The organism is Mesorhizobium sp. M00.F.Ca.ET.216.01.1.1, from assembly GCF_004010325.2.
In the GTDB taxonomy this organism is placed as follows: domain Bacteria; phylum Pseudomonadota; class Alphaproteobacteria; order Rhizobiales; family Rhizobiaceae; genus Mesorhizobium.
Window position 1 is genome coordinate 14877 of record NZ_SADR02000007.1, and the last position, 23814, is coordinate 38690.

The window sequence follows — 23814 nt, forward strand, 5'->3', positions numbered from 1 at the left end:
CAAGCCTGGGGAGCCGCTTCGGGGCCATTCCTTTGCCTCAAAACAGGGCATTCCGCAGCGTTAATTTTGACGTAAACGGAAGTTTTAGCCCTATTGTTGCCATAATGTAACAATGGGGGCGGATGCCCACGAAAATGGGCTATTTTTGAGCTATTTTTGCGAATTTTGCGGATTTCTTCCGACGATTTGTGCCCAAAGGGCTATTTCCCGACCTTCCGGCGAGGCCGTCACTTTGTCGAAATTGCGTTCGGCCCAGGTGTACATGTACGCCCCGTGAATTCGTTGTTGCGCCGTTAACCCGAATTGGTTCTAGCTTGATCAACTTGTATTCGGGGAGGGACACTCATGAACAATTTGCGTCTGAAAGCGCTGCTGGGGGCGGGCTGCTTTTCGCTGGCTTTGATCGGGACGGCGCATGCCGGCGGCATTGAGCGCGGCGGCTACGATATCGACCTTTTGTTCGATCCGGCGCCCTTCGCTACCGAAGCCGAAGCGACCTATGTGATGCCGGAGCGCAAACTCAAGAATGCGGTGGACACCAATCCGTTCGACGGAGACGTTACGGCTTTGGGGAGTTCGGCACGCGACAGCGAGAGCTACTGGGTGCCGCGGATTGGCGTCAAGGCTGAGGTCGTCAAGGGGGTCGACTGCATGCTCGACTATTCACGGCCCTGGGGCGCGCATACGGCTCCAGGTTTGTGGGCTGGTGCTCAGTCTAACATGGAAACCGACATCAAGAGCGACAACTACGCCGCGACCTGTTCTTACAAGATGGATGCTGGCAAGGGTCAGGTCCGCTTCATCGGTGGTGTCTTCTACCAGGAAGTCTACGGCTTCAAAGAAAGCTTGGTGTCACCGCTCGTTCCCGACTTCCAAGGTACCGGCCGTGTCGACCTGTCGACCAGCGGCTGGGGTTGGCGCGCCGGCATCGCTTACGAAATCCCGGACATCGCGCTGCGCGCGAGCCTCGTCTACAATTCGAAGGTCAAGCTCGACAATATTTCGGGGACGCTGGATCTGACCAATGTTGGCGGGGTCGTTATCCCGATCTATGGCTCAACACAGTACATGCCGGATGTAGTGGAATTGAAGTTGCAGTCTGGCATCGCGCCTGGCTGGCTTGCCTTCGGTTCGATCAAGTGGGTCAATTGGAGTGTCCTGCAGAGCGTTCCGATCTGCTCGCAGGCGACCAAGGGCCTTGCGGATTGTACGACTGTTTCCCCCTCGCCAATCAGGCTGACCTCGCTCGACCTGATGTACCGCGACGGCTGGACGGTCACCACCGGCATTGGCCACAAGTTCAACGACCAGTGGAGCGGTGCTGCCCAGATCTCGTGGGACCGCGGCACGTCGCACGGTTTTGGTTCCCAGAGCGATACATGGACGCTGGGCGGTGGCGTCGCCTACACCCCGAGCCCCAATATCGAATTGCGTCTGGCCGGAGCGATCGGCGTGTTGACCAGCGGCCACTCAGGGACTCTGACCGACGAGAATGGATATGTAGCCGGCACCGACGTCAGCTACGACTTCGGCAACGACCTAGTCACGGCCATCTCTGGCGGTGTTAAGATCAAGTTCTAAGCCTCTGAAAATTAAACAAAAAGGCCGCGCACTTCTCGGGCCTTTTGTTCAGACAAACTCGCCGGCTGCGTCCTCCATGATGATGGCGCGCGTCTGCGTTGCAGATGCGCAGCACAACCGTCACTCCTAATAATTGTGACGTTTTGGCAACAGTTTTGGAGCAACCCTTGCGCTGCAGGGTCGGCCAAACACATTGCCCATTTCCCGCCATAAACCCGGCGCACCTCGAACTTGTCTCGGGACGCGTGCCAAAAGGCTCGGCGATGGGGCAGGCCGCCCGCGGCAAGGACGAGTATGGACGCCAAAGTCATCTCCAAGGCCAAGCTGCCCAGCCGCTATGTGACCGTCGGTCCGGCTCGTGCGCCGCATCGCTCCTATCTCTATGCGATGGGGCTGTCGGCGGCCGAGATCGCGCAGCCGCTGGTCGGCGTCGCAAGCTGCTGGAACGAGGCGGCGCCCTGCAACATCTCGTTGATGCGCCAGGCGCAAGTGGTGAAGAAGGGCGTGGCGGCCGCCAACGGCACGCCGCGCGAATTCTGCACCATCACCGTCACCGACGGCATCGCCATGGGCCACCAGGGCATGAAGTCGTCGCTGGTGTCGCGCGAGGTCATCGCCGATTCGGTCGAACTCACCATGCGCGGCCATTGCTACGATGCACTGGTCGGCCTTGCCGGCTGCGACAAGTCGCTGCCCGGCATGATGATGGCCATGGTGCGGCTCAACGTGCCGTCAATCTTCATCTATGGCGGCTCGATCCTGCCCGGCAGCTATCGCGGCCGGCAGATCACAGTGCAGGACGTGTTCGAGGCGGTCGGCCAGCATTCGGTCGGCACGATCGGCGACGCCGAACTGCTTGAAATCGAACAGGCTGCCTGTCCTTCGGCCGGCTCCTGCGGCGCTCAGTTCACCGCCAACACCATGGCAACCGTTGCCGAGACGATCGGATTGGCGCTGCCCTATTCCTGCGGGGCGCCGGCGCCGTACGAGATGCGCGACCGCTTCAATTTCGCCTCCGGCGAAAAGATCATGGAACTGATCGCAAAGAACATCCGGCCGCGCGACATCGTCACGCGCGAGGCACTGGAGAACGCTGCGACCGTGGTTTCGGCTACTGGCGGTTCGACCAACGCGGCGCTGCATCTGCCGGCGATTGCCCATGAGGCCGGCATAAAGTTCGACCTCTTCGATGTCGCCAGGATTTTCGAAAAGACGCCCTACATCGCCGACCTCAAGCCCGGCGGCAAATATGTTGCCAAGGACATGTTCGAGGCCGGCGGCATTCCGCTTTTGATGAAGACGCTGCTCGATCACGGCTATCTGCACGGTGGTTGCCTGACCGTGACTGGCCGTACTTTGGCCGAAAATATGGAGCACGTTTCCTGGAATGACAGCCAGGATGTGGTCCGTCCCGCCAACAGACCAATTACCCAGACGGGCGGCGTTGTGGGCTTGAAGGGAAACCTTGCCCCCGAAGGTGCGATCGTGAAGGTCGCAGGCATGTCGGAGCTGAAATTCTCGGGCCCGGCCCGGTGCTTCGATTCGGAGGAGGAATGCTTCGACGCGGTTACGCACCGCAACTACAGGGAAGGGGAGGTTCTCGTCATCCGCTACGAGGGTCCCCGCGGCGGCCCCGGCATGCGGGAAATGCTGTCGACGACGGCGGCTCTCTACGGCCAGGGCATGGGCGGCAAGGTAGCCCTCATCACCGACGGGCGCTTTTCAGGCGCGACGCGCGGTTTCTGCATCGGCCATGTCGGGCCGGAAGCAGCCGTGGGTGGCCCGATCGGGCTGCTCAGGGATGGCGACGTGATCTCGATCGATGCAGTGAACGGCACGATCGAGGTGGCGCTGTCCGACGCCGAACTGGTGGCGAGGGCAAAGGCATGGAAGGCGCGCAAGACCGATTATCAGTCGGGCGCGATCTGGAAATATGCACAAACGGTAGGGCCCGCCCGCGACGGCGCGGTCACCCATCCGGGTGGTGCGAAAGAAACTCACTGCTATGCGGATATCTGAGTTGTTGAGGTCGTCTGTCTTTTCGGCACTGGTCGCGATCGCCACTTTTGGCGCGACCTTGGGCGCCGTGGGCCAGGCCATGGCCTTCGACGACAAGGTGTTCGACGACAAGACCGGGGTGAAGCCGCAATCCAGCCCGTGGGCGGTGTTTCAGTTCGGCTTCTCCGCCTACAAGAGCGGTCACAAGGACCAAGCGGTCGAAGCCTATAAATATGCCGCCGAGAACGGCCAGATCGGCGCCACCTGGAAGCTTGCACGCATGTATGCCGAGGGCGACGGCGTGGCGCGTGACGACTACGAGGCGTTCAAGTTCTTCAGCGAGATCGTCGACCAGGACGTCGAACCAGGCTCGCCGGAAGAAAGCTATGTGTCGGACGCGCTGGTGGCACTGGGCGACTATCTGAGGAAGGGCATTCCCGGCAGCCCGATCACCGAGAACGAGGTGGCGGCCCAGGAATATTACATGCGCGCCGCCGCCAATTACCGCAATCCGAATGCCCAGTTCGAGATGGGCCAGATGTTCCTGAAGGGCGAGGGCGGCGTCAAAGCCAGCATCAAGCAGGCCGGACGCTGGTTCCAACTCGCCGCGGAAAAGGGCCATGCCGGCGCGCAGGCGACGCTCGGCCACCTGCTTTTCCAGAGCGGCAAGATCGTTCGTGGGCTGGCGATGATGACCGCGGCGCTCGAACGCGCCTCACCGGCCGACCAGCCGTGGATCCGCGGCATGCAGGAAGAGGCGTTTGCCGCTGCTGGCGAAGCCGATCGCCGCACCGCCATCTCGCTGGCCGACGACATCCTCACCAAGGGTGGCGGCGACCAGTAGGCAAGGTTGCTGCGCGCTGGCGTTTCTTACCTCGCCCCTTGTGGGAGAGGTCGGATTGCCCGTCCTTCACAAATCGGCTGGCAATCCGGGTGAGGGGGTAAGTTGGCACCAAGCTGGAATATCCCTCTTCCGTCTCGGCGCTAAGCGCCGATCCACCACAAGGGGAGAAGGGAAGACACGACCAAAAATCAGTTCTCGGTCGGCGCGAGGCCTGGTGCCGGTATCGAGATCGGCATGCTGTGCGGCGCCAGCGTGTTTTGCGGACAGCTGTCCTTAACCTTCGTCCACGAGGTGTTGTTGAGCACCATCTCGCAGCGGGCGAGGTGGCTCTGGCCGGCAAGCGTCAGGCAAGCGACCTGGCCGACCTGGAACGATTTTCCGTTGGCAAGGCATTCCTGATCGGCAAATGCCGGCGTCGGTGCCACCGTCGCAAATGCCAAGGCGATCAAGCAGAAAACGGATCGGATAGTCATGGGAACCCCAGCCGCCATGATGACGCTCCCATCAAACGCGCGCTTTGTGGCGATATGAGGGTTCCGTCGACCAGATCAAGCCGGCTGCAGCGCCAGATCTATCGCCACCGGCACATGGTCGGATGGTTTTTCCCAGGCGCGTACGTGTTTGTCGATCGAGGCCGAGGAAAAGCGGTTGGCAGCTTCCGGCGACAACAGCAGGTGGTCGATACGGATGCCGTTGTTCTTCTGCCAGGCGCCGGCCTGATAGTCCCAGAAGGTGTAGACATCGGTGTCGTCGGTGACCGAGCGGATGGCCTCCGTGAAGCCGAGATTCTTCAGCCGGCGGAACGCCTGCCGCGTCTCGGGCTGGAACAGCGCGTCACCCAGCCAGTTCTCCGGAAATCTCGCATCAATGGGTTCGGGGATGACGTTGTAGTCTCCGGCGAGCACCAGCGCTTCTTCCAGACGGAGCCGTTCCTCGGCCCAGCGTTCGAGCCGTGCCATCCAAGACAGCTTGAAGGCAAACTTCTTCTCGTCATCGATCGGGTTGCCGTTGGGCAGGTAGATCGAGGCGACGCGCAACGCGCCCTTGTCGGTCGAGAAAACGCCCTCGATGAAACGCGCCTGCTCGTCGGTGTCATCGCCCGACAGACGGCGATTAACCTCGTCGAAGCGCAGTTTCGACAGGATGGCGACGCCGTTGAAGCCCTTCTGGCCGTGGGTCTCGACGTTGTAACCCAGCGCTTCGACCTCGGCGCGCGGGAATTGATCGTCGACCGTCTTGATCTCCTGCAGGCAGGCGATATCAGGCTCGCTTTCCATCAGCCAATGGGTGAGGTTGCCGAGCCGGGCGCGCACGCCGTTGATGTTCCAGGTGACGATTTTCATGACGGCCTCAATGTTCCGCGGGTAGGCGTTCGACGAGGCCGATCGTATTGCCTGCCGGGTCCTTTAGGAAGGCCATCCATTCGCTTTCCCCCGCCGGGCCGAACTGGCCTTCGGTATCGCGATGGACGAGCGTCGGCGGCGCGGTGAAGGGAACACCGGCAGCTTTTGCCGAGGTGTGGAAATGGTCGAGACCGGCAATGTCGAGATAGACGGTGCCGGCCGGTATACCGTCGGTGAAGAACAGGCGCACGTCGCCGGCCATGATGAAGGCGATGCCGGGCGGATCGAAGCGGGCGTGCAGGCTCATGCCGAGCACGTCGCGCCAGAACTTCAGCGTCGCATCGAGATCGCGCCCGGCCGAGAGCGCGACCTGACGGACCGCGCCGATGGCAGGCATTTCTAGATTGAGAAGCTGGTGCCGCAGCCGCAGGAAGCGACCGCATTCGGGTTCCTGATCTGGAACGACTGGCCCATCAGGTCGTCGACGAAATCGATCACCGAGCCGCCCATATAGACCAGCGACAGGTTGTCGATCAGCACGGTGGCGCCGTCCTTCTCGATGGCGACGTCATCGTCGTTGCACGTGTCGACCAGATCGAACTTGTAGGAAAAGCCGGAACAGCCGCCGCCCTCGACCGAAACGCGCAGCGCCGTCTTGCCGGCTTCGCCTGAAACAATCTTGGCAATCCGCCTCGCGGCGGCGTCGGTCATCTCGACCTTCATGGCAGTTTTGGCATCCGCGCCCATCGGCGTCACCTTGCTTTCGGTTTCGTATGATAGGTATGAAGCGCGAGGGGGCAAGTCAACTGCGACATCGGTCATGACCAATGAGTTGGGCGACATCGGATTTGGCTATCGGCCGCGCGCGGCCTATGCCAGCGATCCGGCGCGCTCGCGCGGGCGGCTGTTCGACGAGGTGGAGAGCCCGACCCGCACGCCGTTCCAGCGCGATCGCGACCGCATCATCCATTCGACGGCCTTCCGCCGACTGAAGCACAAGACGCAGGTGTTCGTCGCGCATGAGGGCGACCATTACCGCACCCGCCTGACGCATTCGATCGAGGTGGCGCAGATTGCCCGCGCCTTGGCGCGGGCGTTGCGCGGCGACGAGGATCTGGCCGAGGCGGTGGCGCTGGTGCACGACTTCGGCCACACGCCCTTCGGTCACACCGGCGAGGAAGCGCTGAACGAGAAGATGGCCGCCTGGGGCGGCTTCGACCACAATGCCCAGTCGCTGCGCGTGGTGACCCGGCTGGAGCGGCGCTATGCCGAATTCGATGGGCTGAACCTCACCTGGGAGACGCTGGAAGGCCTGGTCAAGCATAACGGGCCGCTGACGGACGCTAGGGGGAAGGGCTTGAAGGGACCGGTGCCGCAGGCGATCCGCGACTATTCGGAACTGCACGACCTCGAACTCGACCGCTTCGCCGGCATCGAGGCGCAATGCGCGGCGATCGCCGACGATATCGCCTACAACACCCATGACATCGACGATGGGCTGAGATCAGGTTTCCTGACGCTGGAGATGCTGGAAAAGGTTACGCTGCCAGGGTCGATCCTCGAAGGTGTGCGCGCGCGCTATCCGGCGCTCGACGCCGTGCGCACCGGTCACGAGCTGATGCGGCGGCAGATCACGATGATGGTCGAGGACGTTATCGTTTCCACCACCGCCAATCTCGCGCGCATCAAGCCGGAGAGCGCGGATCAGGTGAGGGCGGCGGGCGAGACGATGGTGACCTTCTCCGCCGGCATGGCGGCGACCGAGAAGGAATTGAAAGCCTTTCTCTACCGGCATCTCTACCGGCACAGCGAGGTGATGCGTGTGCGCACTGACGCCGAACAGATCGTCAGGGACCTGTTCGATGCCTATTTCGCAGATCCGCGCGCCATGCCGGACGGCTGGCGCGAGGGGCTCGACCGGGCCGATGACCGTATCAAGGCGCGCAGCGTCGCCGATTTCCTGGCGGGCATGACCGACACCTATGCGCTGAAGGAGCATCGGCGGTTATTTGACCATACGCCTGAATTAAGCTAGGGCGAGCGCGATTTTGCCGGCCAACGAGCCGGATTCCCAACAAAGCCGCCAGAGCACACCAATGAACATCTTCGCCGATTTCAACGTGCGAATCATAAAAGCCGTCCAAGCGCTTGATTTGAAAGACGGGGACGGCGCTTCGCCGGACCTATCGCGCATCGCCGTCGAACCGCCGCGCGACGCCAGCCATGGCGATCTGGCGACCAACGCGGCGATGGTGCTGGCCAAGCCGACCCGCCAGAATCCGCGCGCCCTGGCCGAAAGGCTGGCGGAGGCGCTGCGCGCCGACGCCGATATCGCCGCAGCGGACGTTGCCGGCCCGGGCTTCGTCAACCTCAAGCTCAAGGACGGGTTCTGGCAGGCGCATCTCACCAAGCTGCTCGGCGAGGGCCGCAACTACGGCCGCTCGACTGTGGGCGGCGGCAGGAAGGCCAATGTGGAATACGTCTCGGCCAACCCGACCGGGCCGATGCATGTCGGCCACTGCCGTGGCGCGGTGGTCGGCGACACGCTCGCCAACCTGATGGCCTTCGCCGGCTACGACGTGACCAAAGAATACGTCATCAACGATGCCGGCACGCAGATCGACGTGCTCGGCCGCTCGGTCATGCTGCGCTACCGCGAGGCGCTTGGCGAGGCGATCAGCGAAATACCGGCAGGTCTCTATCCGGGCGATTATCTCATTCCGGTCGGTCAGGCGCTGGCCAAGGAATTCGAACACTCTTTGCTGCAGATGCCGGAGGACGAGGCGCTTGCCATCGTCAAGGACCGCACGATCGACGCCATGATGGCGATGATCCGCGATGACCTGGCGCTGCTCAACGTGCATCACGACGTGTTCTTCTCGGAACGCACGCTGCATGCCGACAATGCGAAGAAGATACGCTCGGCGATCAACGACCTGACACTGAAGGGGCACATCTACAAGGGCAAGCTGCCGCCACCGAAGGGCGAGAAGCCGGACGACTGGGAGGATCGCGAGCAGACGCTGTTCCGCTCGACCGCGGTCGGCGACGATCTCGATCGGCCGCTGATCAAGTCGGACGGTACCTTCACCTATTTTGCCGCCGATGTCGCCTATCTGAAGGATAAGGTCGATCGCGGCTTCGTCGACCTGATCTATGTGCTGGGCGCTGACCATGGCGGTTACGTCAAGCGGCTGGAAGCGCTGGCGCGGGCGATTGCCGGCGACGAGGTGAAGCTCACCGTGCTGCTCTGCCAGTTGGTGAAGCTGTTCCGCGACGGGGAGCCGGTGCGGATGTCGAAGCGGTCGGGCGATTTCGTGACGCTGCGCGAAGTGGTGGAGGAGGTCGGCCGCGACCCTATCCGCTTCATGATGCTTTATCGCAAGAACGATGCGCCGCTCGATTTCGACTTTGCCAAGGTGACAGAGCAGTCGAAGGACAATCCAGTGTTCTATGTGCAGTATGCTTCGGCGCGCTGCCATTCGGTATTCCGGCAGGCGAGCGAGCAACTGGGCGAGGCCAAGTTCGACCGCAACCGGCTGGCCGCCGCGACAGCATTGCTGGCCGACGAGGGCGAAATCAGCCTGATCAGGAAGCTGGCGGAATACCCGCGACTGATCGAATCCGCGGCCCTTGCGCTGGAGCCGCACCGGCTGGCATTCTACCTCTACGATCTTGCCTCCAGCTTCCACGGACACTGGAACCGGGGTACCGATAATCCCGACTTACGTTTTGTTAAGGTTAACGACCGACAATTGACCCATGCCAGGCTAGGGCTGGTGCAGGCTGTTTCGGATGTTTTGACGTCCGGTCTGACGCTGATTGGAGCCGATGCGCCCACCGAAATGCGTTAGGTTTGACTAAAAAACCTGTCACCTTTTGCCCACATTGCGCTGGTAAGGGCCAACCCTACGCGACGTCCATGGCGTCCGAATGAGTGCGAGTTCGGGAACAATAATGGCAGACAGAACCCAGCTGAGAGCAGCCGACCACAACGACATCGCCGACGATGATCCGTTCGCGGAACTGACCAGGATCATGGGTTTCGACCCGCGTCAGCCGGTTAAGCCGCAGGCGCCCGCCGCCCGGAAGGCCGCGCCGGCCGACCAGCCCACGGACGAGGGCGATTTCGACATCGATCTCGAGAAGGAACTGATGGGCGAGTTCGGCGCCGACGCCGGTGAGGCCGCTGCCGAGGTTCGCGAGCCGGCCTTCAAGGCCGTTGCCGCGGATGACAAGTTTGCCGCTTCGTTCGAACAGGATTTCTTTTTCGATGACGCGCACGAAGTCGGCCATCACTTCACCGCCGGCGCCAAGGAAGTTCAGGCTCCGGCCGCTGACGCCGCCTTCGATGACGATTTCGACAATGCGGTTGCCAGTTCGCTCGAAGACGTGTCGCCGCTCGACGACGACCTGTCGATGGACGACGAGCTCTCTCGGTCGCTCGATCAGGGCTTCCAACTCGATGACGAAGCAGCCGACGAGACCGAAGATGGCATCACAGTCGAGGTTGCCGCGCCGGCCGTTGAGGCCGCATTCGGCGACGATTTCGACCATGCCGTCTCGACCTCGCTCGAAGATGAGCTGATGCTCGACGACCACTTGCCGGCGGATGACCATCAGGCCGGTCCGGCCGCTGCTGACTATCCTGTGCAGGTCCAAGCCGTTGGTTATGGCGACCACTCGATTTCCGATGCGGACTTTTCTGGCCATTTCGATGAAACAATGGCCGATGTTGATATGAATTTCGAAGTCCGTGGCGAGCAGCCGGCCGACATCGATGAACCGCTGGCCGACGAAATGTCTGCCGAAACCGCTGAGGCAGAGGACGACGTTGCCGAGCTTTCGGCACAAGATGCATTCGACGATGATTTCGACCTGAACCCTGGCGATGCACTTGCCGAGGAGAGCGCAGAGCCGGTTGCTGAGATTGCTGCGGTAGAGCCGGTTGCCGAGGAAACCGAAGGGCCGGCTGCCGAGATTGGTGCGATTGAGCCAGTTGCCGAAGAGCCGGCTGCCGAGATCGTTGCCGTCGCGGACGAGTCGACGGCGCCCGCCGCCGTTGCGGTCGAGCCGGAAGCAGCTGCCTCTGCCGCAGGCGAACGGAGCCTGGAAGACGAGCTGAATGCGCTGCTCGGCGCCATGAGCGCACGGCCGGTTCCGGTCGCCAGGGAGCCCGAACCGGTTCAGCAACCAGTCGCGGCGATCGAAGAGGCCGCCCGCCGGTCGACCGATCCTGACGGCGAGTTGGATTGGAGCCTCGACGAGCAGGAGCCTTCCGAGGAGCCACCGCACCAAGAGGTGGTTCAGGCTGCTGATGTAGATCTCGAGGACCGTCTTGCAGATGAGCTCGAGGGCCAGGATTTCGGAGTCGAAGAGGAAGCACCTGCAACCCATTCTGCCGACGATATCCATTTCGATGACGATGCTTTCGATACCGCCTTCGCCAAAGGCATAGACCTGGATGACGGCGCGCAGACCGGCCCGGCTGAGCAGGCCGCCTCCGAGCAAGAGACTGCACGCTCGCCAAACTGGTCGACAGCGCGCTCGACGCCGCCCGAACCGGCCCGTTCGTGGAGCCGGGTGACGCCGGTCCCACAGTCGCAGCCGTCATTTGCGGGCCAGCCGACGGCCTCGGCGCAACCGGCTTCTTCAGCGCCGCATTTCGATGAGGAGCCGGTCGAGGACGCCTCCGGCTATGCGGAACCGGCTGAAACGTCGCATGAACAGCCCCAGCGCTACGACGAGATGCCCGACGTCGAGACGGTCGACGTGCCGGAGCGTGTGGTCGCGGTCGCCGACGATCTTGACATTCCGGAGCTCGACTTCGAGGAGGACCAGCCGACGGCGCCCGCCTATGACGACCTTGACGCCGAGTTCGCCAGCCTTCTCACCGAAATGAATGCGACGGAGGTGGCTGCAGAGCCTGCGCGCAGCGCAGCCTATGACGACGAATCCTACAATTCCGGATTCAAGTCGAGCCACGGGTTCAGCTCGGATCCAGGGTTTAACTCGGGCTATCAGCCCGAACGCAGCGAAATGCCCATTTATGCGGCGAAGCCGGCCGCAGTGCCCGCCAATGCGGCGGCCAGTTCCTATGCCGCAAGCGGCTTCGACGCCGACGATTTGCCCGGCAGCCGGCCGGTTTCGCAGGCGGATGATTTCGCCGTCGACGAACTCGACTACGATCCCGATCTGGACGAAGCCATGTCCGTTCCGGGCCTGGCTGAGAGCGATGCGGCAAGGCAGCCGCGCAGGAGCGGCCTGCTGATCGCCGCGGTCGTCGGCGCGGTGGCGATTGCCGGCGGCATCAGCGCCTTTGCACTGTCCTTGGGCGGCAAGGGTGGCGGCGAAGCCCCGGTGATCGTCAAGGCCGACAACGCCCCGATCAAGGTCAAGCCGGAAAATCCGGGCGGCACCGTCGTGCCGAACCAGGACAACAAGGTCTATGACGCGGTGGTCAAGGGCACGAAACCGGCCGAGCCTGTTCAGGAAAAACTGGTCACCAACATCGAAGAGCCGGTGGATGTGGCTGCCAAGGAACCGGAGAGCCGTGTCGTCGATCTGTCTCCAGATGATACCGATGCTGCTCAAGGCACGGACGCGGCCGGTAACGCCGATGTCGCTGCCGCGCCGGTCCCCAAATCCGAGGACCGCATTGCGCAGGTCCTCCAGGAAGCCGACAAGGGCATGAATTCCGATGTTATCGCCGTTGCGCCGCGCAAGGTGAGAACCATGGTGGTCAAGCCCGATGGTTCGCTGGTTGCACGCGAGGATCCGGTGCCCGCGGCCCCGCAGGTTGCGGCTGCCGAGCCGGTCGATCCGGAGCCGCAGCATGTGGCTCCGGCGGCCGAGGCCGAAGAGCAGACTGGAACCGTGCCGCCGCTCGCGACCGATCAGGCAGATGATCAGTCGGGCGTCAGCCAGGCAAGCGGCGGTCAAATTGAAACCACCAAGCCCGAACCAGCCAAGTCCGAAACGGCCAACACGGAAACGGCTGATCCGGACGTTGCCAAGCCGCCGGTTGCCGCCAAGCCGGCAGCCGCGCCCAAGGTTGAAGCCAAGCTCCAGCCTGCCAACGCCCAGTCAGCCAACGCCCAGTCTGGCAACGCCCAGTCCGCCAACACGCCGGCCAGGGTTCCGGTGGCGCCGCAACGGCCGTCCGACCAGCCGGTCGACGTAGTCGGCGAGGTCAAGCCCGACCAGGTTGCCTCGATCGATCCGGCGACGGCCTCAACTGGCGGTGGCTCATGGTCGATGCAGATCGCTTCTCAGCCGACGGTCGAGAGCGCCCAGTCGACCTATCAGGATCTGCAGCGCCGCTACGGCAGCGTGCTTTCCGGCCACACCGCCAGCATCGTCAAGGCCGAGATCGCCGGCAAGGGCACCTTCTATCGCGTCCGCGTTCCGGCAAAGTCGCGCAACGATGCGATCAATTTGTGCACCAGCTACAAGGCCGCCGGCGGCAACTGCTTCGTGTCGAGGTAGCGCCTTCAAAATCTCCAGCTTCGGGCGGAAAAGCCGGCGCGTGCCGGCTTTTCCGTGTCGGAGGGGATAGTTCAAGCACGCGGTGTGGGGTGATTCCCTTTGGCCGCGTGAAGCTCTAAACTCCTGGCCATGACCGAATCAAAATCCATGATCCTCGGCTGCGCCGGGAAATCGCTCACTCGCGACGAAATCAATTTCTATCGCAACGAATGCCCCTGGGGCTTCATCCTGTTCGCGCGCAACATCAGCGAGACCGAGCAGATCCGCGATCTGGTCGCTTCGATGCGCGACTGCGTCGGGCGCTCGGACGCGCCGGTGTTCATCGACCAGGAAGGTGGCCGCGTGCAGCGGCTGCGGCCGCCGCTGGCACCGAACTACCCGGCCGGCGGCGCGCTTGGCGCTCTGTGGCGAAACGACCATGACGCGGGTACCCGCGCCGCCTGGCTGATGGCGCGGCTGCATGCCTTCGACCTGCTTCGCTATGGCATATCAGCGGATTGCCTGCCGGTACTCGACGTGCCGATCGAGGGCGCCAGCGACGTCATCGGCGCGCGCGCCTACGGCAAGGAGCCCCGCGCCGTCATCGAGCTCGGCCGCGCCGCCGCGGAGGGCTTGATGTCGGGCGGCGTGCTCCCGGTGATGAAGCATATTCCGGGTCATGGGCGCGCCTTTGCCGATACGCATTTCGAGCTGCCGACGGTCGATGCGTCTATGAGCGAGTTGCAGCGGCATGATTTTGCCCCGTTCAGGGAGCTCAACCATTTGCCGATGGCGATGACGGCACATGTCGTCTACAGCGCCATCGACCCGAAGAACCCGGCGACGACGTCCGGCAAGGTCGTCGACGAGATCATCCGCGGCGAAATCGGCTTCGACGGCTTGCTGATGAGCGACGACACCTCGATGAAGGCACTTTCTGGGGATTTCCCGACAAAGGCGTCTGCGATCCTTGCGGCGGGCTGCGATCTGGTCCTTCACTGCAACGGTGTTTTCGAGGAGATGGCCGGTATTGCGTCGCGCACGACGGGGCTTGAGGGCAAGTCGCAGGAGCGCGCGGAGCGGGCGCTGACCTATATCAAGAACCGCGATCGGGCTGATGAAACCGAGATACGCGCCGAGTTTGCCACCTATTTCGATGCGGTGGCCTAGACCAGAGGAAAACGGGACGTGGCGGAAACATTGGACAGCAAGGCTGCGAAGGCCGCACCGATGGACCGTCTGTGGGCCGAGAATGACGATTCCCGGCTGACCGGCGACCCGTCGCTGGTCGTCGACGTGGCTGGCTTCGAAGGGCCGCTCGATCTGCTGCTGCATCTCGCGCGCAACCAGAAGGTCGATCTGGCGCGCATCTCGATCCTGGCGCTGGCCGAGCAATATCTGGCCTTTATCGAGAAGGTGAGGGTGCTGAGGCTCGAGCTTGCCGCCGACTATCTGGTGATGGCGGCGTGGCTGGCCTTCCTCAAGTCGAAGCTTTTGATCCCCAAGCAGCCCGGCGAGGAAGGCGAGAGCGGCGAGGAACTGGCGGCGGTGCTGCAGTTTCGGCTGAAGCGGCTGGAAGCCATGCGCGATGCGTCGGCGAGGCTGGTCAACCGCAACCGGCTCGGCCGTGACGTGTTCGCTCGCGGCATGCCGGAAATGGTCATCATCGAGAAGCGCAACGCCTATTCGGCCTCGCTCTACGATCTGTTGACCGCCTATGCGACGCAGCGCCAGAAGCAGGCGATCAACAATGTGACCATCGCCAAGCGCGGAGTGTGGTCGCTCAAGGACGCACGCGATATCCTGACCAGGCTGATCGGGACGCTTCGCGACTGGACGGCACTGGACAGTTTCCTGATCGAATATCTGAGCTCTCCGCAAGAGTGGCGCACCGCGATAGCCAGCTCCTTTGCCGCAACGCTCGAACTGGTACGCGAAGGCAAAATGGAAATGCGGCAGGACGAGGTGTTCGCGCCGCTCTATCTGCGCGGCCGCGCACAAGGCATCAAGGCAGTCGAGGTGGCATCATGAGCGAACGCGCCAACGCTTCGGTCATTCCGTTCAAGGTCGACGACGAAGCCGAAGACGGCACTGTTGCCCAGGATTCGGCCCAGAACTCAGCTCAGAATCCTGGCGAGAGGCTGCACATGGCGGAAGCCGTGCGCATGGCCGAGGCGATCGTGTTTGCCAGTGCCGAGCCGGTCAGCGAAAAGCAGCTTGCCGCACGCCTGCCCGACGGCATCATTATTGCCGCGGCGATGGCCGACCTGCAGCAGATCTATGCGCGGCGCGGCGTCAACCTGGTGCGCGTCGGCGACGCCTGGGCGTTCCGCACCGCGGGGGACCTTGCCTTCCTGATGAGCCGGGATACCGTCCAACAAAGGAAGCTTTCCCGCGCGGCTCTCGAAGTGCTGGCGATCATCGCCTATCACCAGCCGGTGACGCGCGCCGAGATCGAGGACATACGTGGCGTAGAAACCTCGAAGGGCACGCTGGACACCTTGATGGAGACGGAATGGGTGAGGATGCGCGGCCGGCGCCGTACGCCCGGCCGTCCTGTCACTTATGGCACCACCGACAGCTTCCTCGACCATTTCGCGCTGGAGGAGATCCGCGATCTTCCCGGCATGGAGGAGCTGAAGGGCGCCGGGCTGCTTTCCGCCCGCATGCCGTCGAATTTCTCCATGCCGCTGCCGCCAGCCGATCCCGATGCGCTAACCGACGACGAGGATCCGCTGACCGACATCGACCTTGAGGAACTCGGCCTGCTGACGCCGCGCGTCACGGAAGATTGACCCAGGCGCTGCGCCCCACGCGACCCTCGGTGAGGGGGATGCGCGGATTCGTAGCGGGCTATCACGCTGAAAATGCGTGACATCTGCCACCCGTTCATAAACTCTTTCGCAGTTGTGTTTGAATCCCAACGCGAAAACGCATAGATCATCGCCAGGGAAACCGTTCGAGAGAGATTTGCTATGGGTTCATTTTCGATTTGGCACTGGATGATCGTGCTGGTCATCGTGCTTTTGGTGTTCGGCCGCGGCAAGATTCCAGAGCTGATGGGTGATATGGCCAAGGGCATCAAGAGCTTCAAGAAGGGCATGGCCGACGACGACGTTGCCGAAGACAAGCGCACCGTCGAGCACCGCGCCGACGAAACCGTTTCGGCGGCGAAGGAAAAGGCCAGCAAGAGCTGAGCCCAAGGTTCTAGTCGGAACAGATAGCCATGTTTGAAGTCGGCTGGACCGAGATGCTGGTGATCGCGATCGTTATGATCGTGGTCGTTGGGCCGAAGGATTTGCCCAATATGTTGCGCACCTTCGGTCGCACGACGGCGAAGTTGCGCACTATGGCAGCCGACTTCCAGAAACAATTCAACGAGGCGCTGAAGGAGGCCGAGCTCGATGACGTCAAGAAGTCGGTCGACTCGCTGAGGAGCCTCAATCCAACAGCCGAGATCCGCAGACAGCTCAATCCGTTCGAGCAGGCGGCAGCCGAAGTTCGCTCCGGCGTCGACGCGGTGATGAAGCCGAAGCCGGCCGTCGATCCAGCCACGCCTGCCGCTTCGACGCCGCAGTCGGCAGAGCCGTTGAAGAATGGTGCGACGGTGCTGCCCGGTGTCAATGCGCCGGAAGCGGTGCCGGCGGCGCCGATCTTTCCTGAGATGACCGACAGTTCGGTGGAGGTCGCGCCGGAAAACATACCGGCAGCGAAGAAGACGGCCAAGTCGGCGAAAGCAGTCAGGGCCGCGGCGCCTGCTGCTGTGACAGATGCGGCTCCGGTAAAAGCAACGCCTGCCGCGAAGACACCGGCCAAGCCGGCCGCTGCGGCGGTCAAGTCTGCACCGGCAAAGGCGGCCAAACCGGCTGCGGCGAAAATCGCCGCTAAAAAGCCTGAGCCAAAGCCCGCGCCGGCAGCGGTGAAGAAGCCGGCAGCCAAGAAGACGGCGGGAGCCGCCAAGTGAGCGTTTCGGACAGCGAAAAGGACGAAATTGAAAAGTCGTCGGCTCCGCTGATGGAGCATCTGATCGAGCTGCGCCGGCGGCTGATTTGGTCGATCGGCGGGTTCTTTGTCGCCTTCCTCGTCTGCTTCTTCTTCGCAAAGCGGCTGTTCAACCTGTTGGTCATCCCGTTCAAATGGGCGACCCAGTGGGCCGGGCTCGACCCGCACAAGGTCGAACTGATCTACACGGCACCGCAGGAATTCTTCTTCACCCAGGTCAAGCTCGCTATGTTCGGCGGCATGGTGATTGCCTTTCCGCTGATTGCCACACAGATCTACAAATTCATCGCGCCTGGTCTCTACAAGAACGAACGCAACGCCTTCCTGCCATTCTTGTTCGCCTCGCCGATCCTGTTCCTGATGGGCGCGTCACTGGTCTATTTCTTCTTCACGCCGATGGTGATGTGGTTCTTCCTCGCCATGCAGCAGGCCGGGACCAACGATCAGGTGCAGATTTCGCTGCTGCCGAAAGTCTCGGAATATCTCAGCCTGATCATGACGCTGATCTTCTCCTTCGGCCTCGTGTTCCAGTTGCCGGTGGTGACTAGCCTGATGACGCGGGTTGGCATGCTGTCGTCCAAAGCGCTGGCCGAGAAGCGCAAATGGGCGATCGTCATTGCCTTCGTCGTGGCGGCGGTGCTGACGCCACCCGATCCGATGAGCCAGATCGGCCTGGCCGTTCCGACCATTCTTCTCTACGAGGTCTCCATCTGGTCGGCGCGGCTGATCGAGCGCAGCCAGGAGCGGGATCGGTTGGCGCGCGAGAAGCAGCCTGCTGGGGAAGAGGTGGCTGAAAAGGCGGCGGACGCATCCTCGACGCAGGCTCCTTCGTAGGCTGTGGCGCTCGCGTCATCGGAAAAAGACAGCCGCCGCCGAGCCCTGTCTTGCATCGATCAAGGATGCGGTTTACGCCCTCTGGCCTAGCTCAGGAGCGTTCAGACCATGCTTGACATCAAATGGATTCGCGACAACCCGAAGGCCCTTGTCGAGGCGCTGGTGAAGCGCTCGTGGTCGAGCGAGGATGCGCAGTCCACGGTCGATGATCTGATCGCCAGGGACGAGGCACGGCGCGAACACCTGACCGAGCTGCAGACCAGGCAGGAGCGCCGCAACGCTGCATCGAAGGAGATCGGCAATGCCATGCGTTCGGGCGACGCGGCCCTTGCCGAGAAGCTGAAGGCCGAGGTCGGCGAGATCAAGGCCTTCATCCAGAACGGCGAGGCGCGCGAACGCGAGCTCGACAAGGCGCTGAACGATGCACTGGCGGTGCTGCCCAATGTGCCGCTCGACGACGTTCCGGTCGGCAAGGACGAGCACGACAATGTCGTCAAGCGCATCGTCGGCAAGGTGCCGACGCTGCCGAACTGGGTGAAGGAGCATTTCGAGATTGGTGAAGCGCTCGGCATGATGGATTTCGAGCGTGCGGCCAAACTCTCGGGCTCGCGCTTCACGGTGCTGAAGAGCCAGCTGGCGCGGATGGAACGTGCGCTCGGCCAGTTCATGCTGGATCTGCATACGACCGAACATGGCTATGAGGAGATCCAGCCGCCGCTGATGGTGCGCGAGGAGGCGATGTTCGGAACGGGCCAATTGCCGAAGTTTGCGGAAGACCTCTTCTTCGCCCGGCATGGAGACGGCAGGCTTGGGCTCATCCCGACCGCCGAGGTGCCGCTCACCAACCTCGTGCGCGAGGAAATTACGCCGCATGAAAAACTGCCGCTGCGCTACACGGCGCTGACCCCGTGCTTTCGTTCGGAAGCGGGCTCGGCCGGGCGCGACACGCGCGGCATGTTGCGCCAGCACCAGTTCTACAAGGTCGAATTGGTCTCGATCACCGACCAGGAGTCTTCGCTCGCCGAGCACGAGCGAATGACGCAATGCGCCGAGGAAGTGCTGAAGCGGCTCGGCCTGCCGTTCCGCACCATGACGCTGTGCACCGGTGACATGGGCTTTGGCGCGCGCAAGACCTACGACATCGAGGTCTGGCTGCCGGGTCAGAACGCCTATCGCGAGATATCGTCTTGTTCGGTGTGCGGCGATTTCCAGGCGCGGCGCATGGACGCCCGCTACAAGGATAAGGACGGCAAGGGCAACCGCTTCGTACACACGCTGAACGGCTCGGGCACCGCCGTTGGCCGCGCTCTTATTGCCGTCATCGAAAACTACCAAAATGAGGACGGCAGCGTAACCATTCCTGAAGCGCTGCGGCCTTACATGGGCAGTCTGGAAAAGATCGAATCGAAGTAATGCGCATTCTCCTGACCAACGACGACGGCATCCATGCCGAGGGCCTGGCATCGCTCGAACGCATTGCCCGCACGCTGTCGGACGATGTCTGGGTGGTGGCGCCGGAGCAGGACCAGTCCGGCTATGCGCATTCGCTGTCGATCTCGGAGCCGCTGCGCCTGAGGAAGATCGGCGAAAAGCACTTTGCCGTGCGCGGCACGCCGACCGACTGCGTCATCATGGGTGTGAAGAAGATCCTGCCCGCAGCACCCGACCTGATCCTGTCCGGGGTCAATTCCGGCGCCAACATCGCCGACGATATCACCTATTCCGGTACCGTCGCAGGTGCCATGGAAGGCGCGCTGCTCGGCGTGCGCTCGATCGCACTCAGCCAGGCTTACAGTTATCTCGGCGAGGATCGCGTGGTTCCCTACGAGACCACGGAGGCACTGGCACCGGCGCTGCTCAAGAAGCTGGTTGCGATGCCCCTGCCGGACGGCGTGCTGCTCAACGTCAATTTTCCGAATTGCCTGCCGGAAGAGATCGCCGGCACGGTGGTCACATCGCAGGGCAAGCTCGTTCATAGCCTGTGGGTCGACGAGCGCCGCGACGGGCGCGGCCTGCCTTACTACTGGCTGCGCTTCGGCGGCCAGCCAGTCGAGGGCAAGACGGGCAGCGACCTTCATGCCATGCGCAACCGCCTGGTCTCGGTGACGCCGCTGCAGCTCGATCTCACCGCCCATGAAATCCGCGATCAGCTGACCAAGGCACTTTCATGAATATGGATGACCGTGAAGGGTTTGCCGCCTTCCTGCTTCGCCTGCGTGGCCGCGGTGCCGTGCCGAAGGCGCTTATCGCCGCTTTCGAGGCAACGCCGCGGCGTGGCTTCCTCGCCGCGCAGTTTCATTCGATTGCCTGGTCGGACGGGATGCTGCCGATCGAGTGCGGCGAGGCGATCGAGGGCACCGACCTGCAGGCGGCGGTGATCGCTGCACTCGCCATCGAGCCGGGCAACCGCGTGCTCGAGATCGGCACCGGTTCGGGCTACACGGCGGCGGTGATGTCGCGGCTTGCGTCGCGGGTCGTTACCATCGACCGCTACAAGACATTGACCGAACAGGCCAGGCAGCGCTTCGAGGCGCTCGCCATCGGCAATGTCATCGTGCGCCAGGCCGACGGCTCCAACGGATTACCCAATGAGGGGCCGTTCGACCGTATCGTCGCCTGGGCGGCCTTCGACAGCCTGCCGCGCTTCCTGCTCGACCAGTTGTCGAGCGGCGGCATCGTCATCGCGCCGATCGGGCCAGAAGAGGGCGAACAGGTGCTGGCCAAGCTGACCAAGGTCGGCAGCCGCTTCGAGCGGGAGGATATCGGCAACGTCCGCCTGCAGCCGATCCTGCGTAGCGTCGCCGCAGTCATCTAGAAATCTGCAGATATCCAGCCAGCCTGCGCAGGGCTCCGGTACCCCGAATGCACCCTGCAGTTCGGTCTCGAAATATTTTAAGAAAATTTGCGTCTGATTCTAGAGGCTTAACCGACCAGTAACATTAACGCGCTTTAATCAGGCACAGTTTGTACCGGGTCTGTGCGGGTTAGTGCGATGCAATTCAGTGTTTTGAAGGCAAATAGGCGCAATCTGGCGCGTGGCTGCGCCGTCCTCATGATCGCAGGTGCTGCAGCGGGATGCAGCTCCCAGGTCGCGCGGTTCAACGGTGTCGACGACGTCTTCACCTCCTCGACCAACAACCAGCGCGCCATCATCGACAAGCAGAACATCGACCAGCCCTATCCGGGCGACGCTCCGGTATCGGCAGCTCCGGCATCGGCAGCGCCAGTCAACGGCAGCCATACCCAGTCGGTCAGCCGTTCCAGCCTGGAGCCGGTTCTGGTCCAGCAATTGCCGCCTGTCAGCCAGCCGGCGCCGGGACTCGCGCCTGCCTCAAATCCTGCACGCGCTGCCTCGGCCCCGGTCATGGCGCCTGCGCCTTCGCATGTCGACAGGACAACCACCGGCACCGTCGCCCCGGCGACAAAGCCGTTCAAGCAGGCTCAGCCGGATGCGCCGCGCGCCGCGAGCGCCGCCGGTGCGCCGCATGCAACCGAGATCATCGTCAAGGACGGCGAGACCATTTCCGGCCTGTCGCGGCGCTACGGCGTGCCCGCCGATGCCATCATGAAGGTCAACGGGCTGAGCGCGACCAAGGGGCTGAAGACCGGCCAGAAGCTCGTGATCCCGGCCTATGCCTACTCGAGCAAGCAACTTGTGCCGAAAGTTGCCGACGCCAAGCCCTCGAACGACACCAAGCACGATCTGCCGGCCAATGCGCCGGAGAAGGTGGCCGTGCTGCCGCAGCAGCCGAAGCTCAAGGATGGCAAGTCCGCCGCGCAGGTGGATGCCTCGGCCGCAGCCAACCAGCCGAAGGATGGCAAGCCTGCATCGCAAGTGGCTTCGGCCGCGCCAAAGGCCGGCGCCGGCGGTACCTACACGGTCCAGCAAGGCGATACGCTTTCGGCCATCGCCAGGAAGACCGGCGTCGGCGTCGTTGCGCTGAAGCAGGCGAACGGCATGCAGGACGGCCTGCTCAAGATCGGCCAGACGCTGAAAGTTCCGGCCGGTGGTACCGCAACGGTCGCCAACGCCAAGCCGGCATCGGTCGATCCGGTGACGACTGCCACCACCCAGCCGGCGGCGAAGACCACGCCGACCGAAACGCTGGCCTCCTACACCCCGCCGAAGAAGGATGCGAAGGTCATCCAGCAGGCCGAGGACGAGGATGCGGTGGCGCCGAATGCCACCGGCATCGGCAAGATGCGTTGGCCGGTGCGTGGCCGTGTGATCTCCAGTTTCGGTGGCGGCAAGGATGGCGTCGACATCGCGGTGCCGGAAGGAACGCCGGTCAAGGCGGCCGAGAACGGCGTCGTCATCTATGCCGGCGACGGGCTCAAGGAATTCGGCAACACGGTGCTGGTGCGCCACGAAAACGGGCTGGTCACCGTCTATGGCCACGCCAGCTCGATCGAGGTGCAGCGCGGCCAGAAGGTCAAGCGCGGCCAGGAGATCGCGCTTTCCGGCATGAGCGGCACGACCGACTCGCCGAAACTGCACTTCGAAGTGCGCAAGAACTCGGCCCCCGTCGATCCGTCGGGCTATCTCGAATAGAAGAAAAAAAGCAATTGCGGCCGCCTGACCTCCAGTCCGGCCTGCCGGCTCAGCCCGCTCCGCAAGGGGCGGGCTTTTTCAATCTTTTGTCCGGCCCATCTTTCCGAACTGAAGATCAGCGTAGCAAAAACCGAGTCCCAATTTGCTGTGCTGACCGTCGGTTCGGGGTGATGGTCTAATCCTTGAGCGGCTTGCCGAGCCGGCCGGCAAGATCCTGGGTGAATTGCCAGGCAACACGGCCCGAACGGCTGCCGCGCGTTGTTGCCCATTCGAGCGCCTCGGCGCGCAGCGTCTCGGGGTCGATGGCGAGGTCATGATAGCGGACATAGCCGTCGATCATGTCGAGATACTCGTCCTGCGAACATTTGTGGAAACCGAGCCACAGGCCGAAACGGTCGGAGAGCGAGACCTTTTCCTCGACCGCCTCCGACGGGTTGATCGCCGTCGAACGCTCATTGTCGATCATGTCGCGTGGCAGGAGATGACGCCGGTTCGAGGTGGCATAGAAGATGACATTGGCCGGGCGGCCCTCGACGCCGCCTTCAAGCGCTGCCTTCAGCGATTTGTAGGACGTGTCGTCGTGGTCGAATGACAGGTCGTCGCAAAACAGGATAAAGCGGAAGGGTGCTGCCTTCAGCAAGCCCATCAGCTTCGGCAGCGTGTCGATGTCCTCGCGGTGGATCTCGATGAGCTTGAGTGGCAGGTTGAGCTTGGTCGAAGCGTTGACCGTGGCATGCACCGCCTTGACCAGCGACGACTTGCCCATGCCGCGCGCGCCCCACAACAGCACATTGTTGGCTGCGTAGCCGGAGGCAAAGCGCTCGGTGTTGTCGACCAAGATGTCGCGGACGCGGTCGACGCCGCGGATCAGGCCAATGTCGACGCGGTTGACCTTGTGCACCGGCTCCAGATACCCCGGATCGGCCTGCCAGACGAAGCAATCGGCCCCGGCAAGATCGGTTTCCGGCACCGGCGAAGGGGCAAGGCGGGAGACCGCCTCGATCAGGCGGTCGAGCTTCTTGTTGAGGGCATCGAAGGTGCTGTCGGCCATATCTTGTCTTTTTGTTTTGCATTCGGGAGCGCGTCAAGCGGGTGTCTACTCGATTCCGGCGAGATAAAAACCGGTTCCAACCTTTTGTTTGCGCATGGTCTTTTCCAAAAACCGCGTTCCGCTTTTGGGTTAAAGCTCTAAC

The 23814-nt window shown here is 62.7% G+C and carries 21 protein-coding genes; 16 read left to right on the plus strand and 5 right to left on the minus strand.

The window, feature by feature from the left end; translation table 11 throughout:
* Window positions 1-345 precede the first annotated feature (345 nt).
* The 3 genes from EN859_RS11195 (at window position 346) to EN859_RS11205 (ending at window position 4423) form a co-directional block, all read left to right on the plus strand.
* Complete coding sequence (locus EN859_RS11195) at window positions 346-1581, plus strand: OmpP1/FadL family transporter (protein ID WP_127856119.1); 1236 nt, start codon at window positions 346-348, stop codon at window positions 1579-1581.
* Between the two features lie 294 nt (window positions 1582-1875).
* On the plus strand, window positions 1876-3600 hold the full coding sequence (gene ilvD / locus EN859_RS11200) for a dihydroxy-acid dehydratase (RefSeq protein ID WP_127856118.1): 1725 nt from the start codon (window positions 1876-1878) through the stop codon (window positions 3598-3600).
* On the plus strand, window positions 3587-4423 hold the full coding sequence (locus EN859_RS11205) for a tetratricopeptide repeat protein (protein WP_127856117.1): 837 nt from the start codon (window positions 3587-3589) through the stop codon (window positions 4421-4423). Before ilvD ends, EN859_RS11205 begins: the two co-directional genes overlap by 14 nt.
* Window positions 4424-4611: 188 nt before the next feature.
* Here the strand turns inward: EN859_RS11205 and EN859_RS11210 are convergent, their stop codons facing one another.
* From EN859_RS11210 to erpA, 4 genes are read right to left on the minus strand one after another with little or no spacing between them, the layout of a single operon-like run.
* Complete coding sequence (locus EN859_RS11210; RefSeq protein WP_127856116.1) at window positions 4612-4914, minus strand: hypothetical protein; 303 nt, start codon at window positions 4912-4914, stop codon at window positions 4612-4614.
* Window positions 4915-4971: 57 nt separating this feature from the next.
* Window positions 4972-5766, minus strand: a complete 795-nt coding sequence (xth, locus tag EN859_RS11215; protein WP_127856115.1) for an exodeoxyribonuclease III — start codon at window positions 5764-5766, stop codon at window positions 4972-4974.
* A gap of 7 nt (window positions 5767-5773) precedes the next feature.
* Window positions 5774-6163 carry a VOC family protein gene (locus tag EN859_RS11220; RefSeq protein WP_127856114.1) on the minus strand — a complete coding sequence of 130 codons (390 nt, stop codon included), beginning with the start codon at window positions 6161-6163 and terminating at the stop codon, window positions 5774-5776.
* Between the two features lie 2 nt (window positions 6164-6165).
* Window positions 6166-6513, minus strand: a complete 348-nt coding sequence (gene erpA, locus EN859_RS11225; RefSeq protein ID WP_127856113.1) for an iron-sulfur cluster insertion protein ErpA — start codon at window positions 6511-6513, stop codon at window positions 6166-6168.
* A 73-nt stretch (window positions 6514-6586) separates the two neighbouring features.
* On the opposite strand from erpA, the gene EN859_RS11230 reads away from it, so the two are divergent.
* The 13 genes from EN859_RS11230 to EN859_RS11290 all read left to right on the plus strand — a co-directional run bounded on the left by EN859_RS11230 (window position 6587) and on the right by EN859_RS11290 (window position 22621).
* On the plus strand, window positions 6587-7801 hold the full coding sequence (locus EN859_RS11230) for a deoxyguanosinetriphosphate triphosphohydrolase (RefSeq protein ID WP_127856112.1): 1215 nt from the start codon (window positions 6587-6589) through the stop codon (window positions 7799-7801).
* A gap of 61 nt (window positions 7802-7862) precedes the next feature.
* Window positions 7863-9620, plus strand: a complete 1758-nt coding sequence (gene argS, locus EN859_RS11235; RefSeq protein ID WP_127856111.1) for an arginine--tRNA ligase — start codon at window positions 7863-7865, stop codon at window positions 9618-9620.
* A gap of 103 nt (window positions 9621-9723) precedes the next feature.
* Window positions 9724-13254: an SPOR domain-containing protein gene (locus tag EN859_RS11240; RefSeq protein ID WP_127856110.1), complete on the plus strand. Its 3531-nt coding sequence runs from the start codon at window positions 9724-9726 to the stop codon at window positions 13252-13254.
* 129 nt (window positions 13255-13383) lie between these two features.
* Complete coding sequence (gene nagZ / locus EN859_RS11245) at window positions 13384-14403, plus strand: beta-N-acetylhexosaminidase (RefSeq protein WP_127856109.1); 1020 nt, start codon at window positions 13384-13386, stop codon at window positions 14401-14403.
* 60 nt (window positions 14404-14463) lie between these two features.
* Window positions 14464-15264 carry a ScpA family protein gene (locus EN859_RS11250; RefSeq protein ID WP_127856136.1) on the plus strand — a complete coding sequence of 267 codons (801 nt, stop codon included), beginning with the start codon at window positions 14464-14466 and terminating at the stop codon, window positions 15262-15264.
* Window positions 15261-16028, plus strand: coding sequence for an SMC-Scp complex subunit ScpB (scpB, locus tag EN859_RS11255; RefSeq protein WP_127856108.1), 768 nt, complete (start codon window positions 15261-15263; stop codon window positions 16026-16028). The genes EN859_RS11250 and scpB overlap by 4 nt, the downstream gene beginning before the upstream one ends.
* A gap of 180 nt (window positions 16029-16208) precedes the next feature.
* Complete coding sequence (locus EN859_RS11260; RefSeq protein WP_095087696.1) at window positions 16209-16430, plus strand: twin-arginine translocase TatA/TatE family subunit; 222 nt, start codon at window positions 16209-16211, stop codon at window positions 16428-16430.
* A 29-nt stretch (window positions 16431-16459) separates the two neighbouring features.
* Window positions 16460-17197 carry a Sec-independent protein translocase protein TatB gene (gene tatB / locus EN859_RS11265; protein ID WP_127856107.1) on the plus strand — a complete coding sequence of 246 codons (738 nt, stop codon included), beginning with the start codon at window positions 16460-16462 and terminating at the stop codon, window positions 17195-17197.
* Window positions 17194-18069, plus strand: a complete 876-nt coding sequence (tatC, locus tag EN859_RS11270; protein WP_127856106.1) for a twin-arginine translocase subunit TatC — start codon at window positions 17194-17196, stop codon at window positions 18067-18069. The genes tatB and tatC overlap by 4 nt, the downstream gene beginning before the upstream one ends.
* Before the next feature lie 108 nt (window positions 18070-18177).
* Window positions 18178-19482: a serine--tRNA ligase gene (gene serS, locus EN859_RS11275; protein WP_127856105.1), complete on the plus strand. Its 1305-nt coding sequence runs from the start codon at window positions 18178-18180 to the stop codon at window positions 19480-19482.
* Window positions 19482-20240 carry a 5'/3'-nucleotidase SurE gene (surE, locus tag EN859_RS11280; RefSeq protein ID WP_127856104.1) on the plus strand — a complete coding sequence of 253 codons (759 nt, stop codon included), beginning with the start codon at window positions 19482-19484 and terminating at the stop codon, window positions 20238-20240. The genes serS and surE overlap by 1 nt, the downstream gene beginning before the upstream one ends.
* Window positions 20237-20884, plus strand: a complete 648-nt coding sequence (locus tag EN859_RS11285; protein ID WP_127856103.1) for a protein-L-isoaspartate(D-aspartate) O-methyltransferase — start codon at window positions 20237-20239, stop codon at window positions 20882-20884. The genes surE and EN859_RS11285 overlap by 4 nt, the downstream gene beginning before the upstream one ends.
* Before the next feature lie 177 nt (window positions 20885-21061).
* Window positions 21062-22621, plus strand: coding sequence for a peptidoglycan DD-metalloendopeptidase family protein (locus tag EN859_RS11290; RefSeq protein ID WP_127856102.1), 1560 nt, complete (start codon window positions 21062-21064; stop codon window positions 22619-22621).
* A 175-nt stretch (window positions 22622-22796) separates the two neighbouring features.
* On the opposite strand, the gene EN859_RS11295 is transcribed toward EN859_RS11290, so the two are convergent.
* A complete protein-coding gene (locus tag EN859_RS11295) occupies window positions 22797-23672 on the minus strand; it encodes an ATP-binding protein (protein ID WP_127856101.1) in 876 nt (291 codons plus the stop codon).
* Between the last annotated feature and the right edge of the window lie 142 nt (window positions 23673-23814).

Excerpts from the sequence above, each read along its gene's own strand:
- EN859_RS11195 (WP_127856119.1), top strand. The coding sequence starts at position 346 with ATGAACAATTTGCGTCTGAAAGCGCTGCTGGGGGCGGGCTGCTTTTCG.
- ilvD (WP_127856118.1), top strand. The coding sequence starts at position 1,876 with ATGGACGCCAAAGTCATCTCCAAGGCCAAGCTGCCCAGCCGCTATGTG.
- EN859_RS11205 (WP_127856117.1), top strand. The coding sequence starts at position 3,587 with ATGCGGATATCTGAGTTGTTGAGGTCGTCTGTCTTTTCGGCACTGGTC.
- EN859_RS11210 (WP_127856116.1), bottom strand. The coding sequence starts at position 4,914 with ATGGCGGCTGGGGTTCCCATGACTATCCGATCCGTTTTCTGCTTGATC.
- xth (WP_127856115.1), bottom strand. The coding sequence starts at position 5,766 with ATGAAAATCGTCACCTGGAACATCAACGGCGTGCGCGCCCGGCTCGGC.
- EN859_RS11220 (WP_127856114.1), bottom strand. The coding sequence starts at position 6,163 with ATGCCTGCCATCGGCGCGGTCCGTCAGGTCGCGCTCTCGGCCGGGCGC.
- erpA (WP_127856113.1), bottom strand. The coding sequence starts at position 6,513 with ATGGGCGCGGATGCCAAAACTGCCATGAAGGTCGAGATGACCGACGCC.
- EN859_RS11230 (WP_127856112.1), top strand. The coding sequence starts at position 6,587 with ATGACCAATGAGTTGGGCGACATCGGATTTGGCTATCGGCCGCGCGCG.
- argS (WP_127856111.1), top strand. The coding sequence starts at position 7,863 with ATGAACATCTTCGCCGATTTCAACGTGCGAATCATAAAAGCCGTCCAA.
- EN859_RS11240 (WP_127856110.1), top strand. The coding sequence starts at position 9,724 with ATGGCAGACAGAACCCAGCTGAGAGCAGCCGACCACAACGACATCGCC.
- nagZ (WP_127856109.1), top strand. The coding sequence starts at position 13,384 with ATGACCGAATCAAAATCCATGATCCTCGGCTGCGCCGGGAAATCGCTC.
- EN859_RS11250 (WP_127856136.1), top strand. The coding sequence starts at position 14,464 with ATGGACCGTCTGTGGGCCGAGAATGACGATTCCCGGCTGACCGGCGAC.
- scpB (WP_127856108.1), top strand. The coding sequence starts at position 15,261 with ATGAGCGAACGCGCCAACGCTTCGGTCATTCCGTTCAAGGTCGACGAC.
- EN859_RS11260 (WP_095087696.1), top strand. The coding sequence starts at position 16,209 with ATGGGTTCATTTTCGATTTGGCACTGGATGATCGTGCTGGTCATCGTG.
- tatB (WP_127856107.1), top strand. The coding sequence starts at position 16,460 with ATGTTTGAAGTCGGCTGGACCGAGATGCTGGTGATCGCGATCGTTATG.
- serS (WP_127856105.1), top strand. The coding sequence starts at position 18,178 with ATGCTTGACATCAAATGGATTCGCGACAACCCGAAGGCCCTTGTCGAG.
- surE (WP_127856104.1), top strand. The coding sequence starts at position 19,482 with ATGCGCATTCTCCTGACCAACGACGACGGCATCCATGCCGAGGGCCTG.
- EN859_RS11285 (WP_127856103.1), top strand. The coding sequence starts at position 20,237 with ATGAATATGGATGACCGTGAAGGGTTTGCCGCCTTCCTGCTTCGCCTG.
- EN859_RS11290 (WP_127856102.1), top strand. The coding sequence starts at position 21,062 with ATGCAATTCAGTGTTTTGAAGGCAAATAGGCGCAATCTGGCGCGTGGC.
- EN859_RS11295 (WP_127856101.1), bottom strand. The coding sequence starts at position 23,672 with ATGGCCGACAGCACCTTCGATGCCCTCAACAAGAAGCTCGACCGCCTG.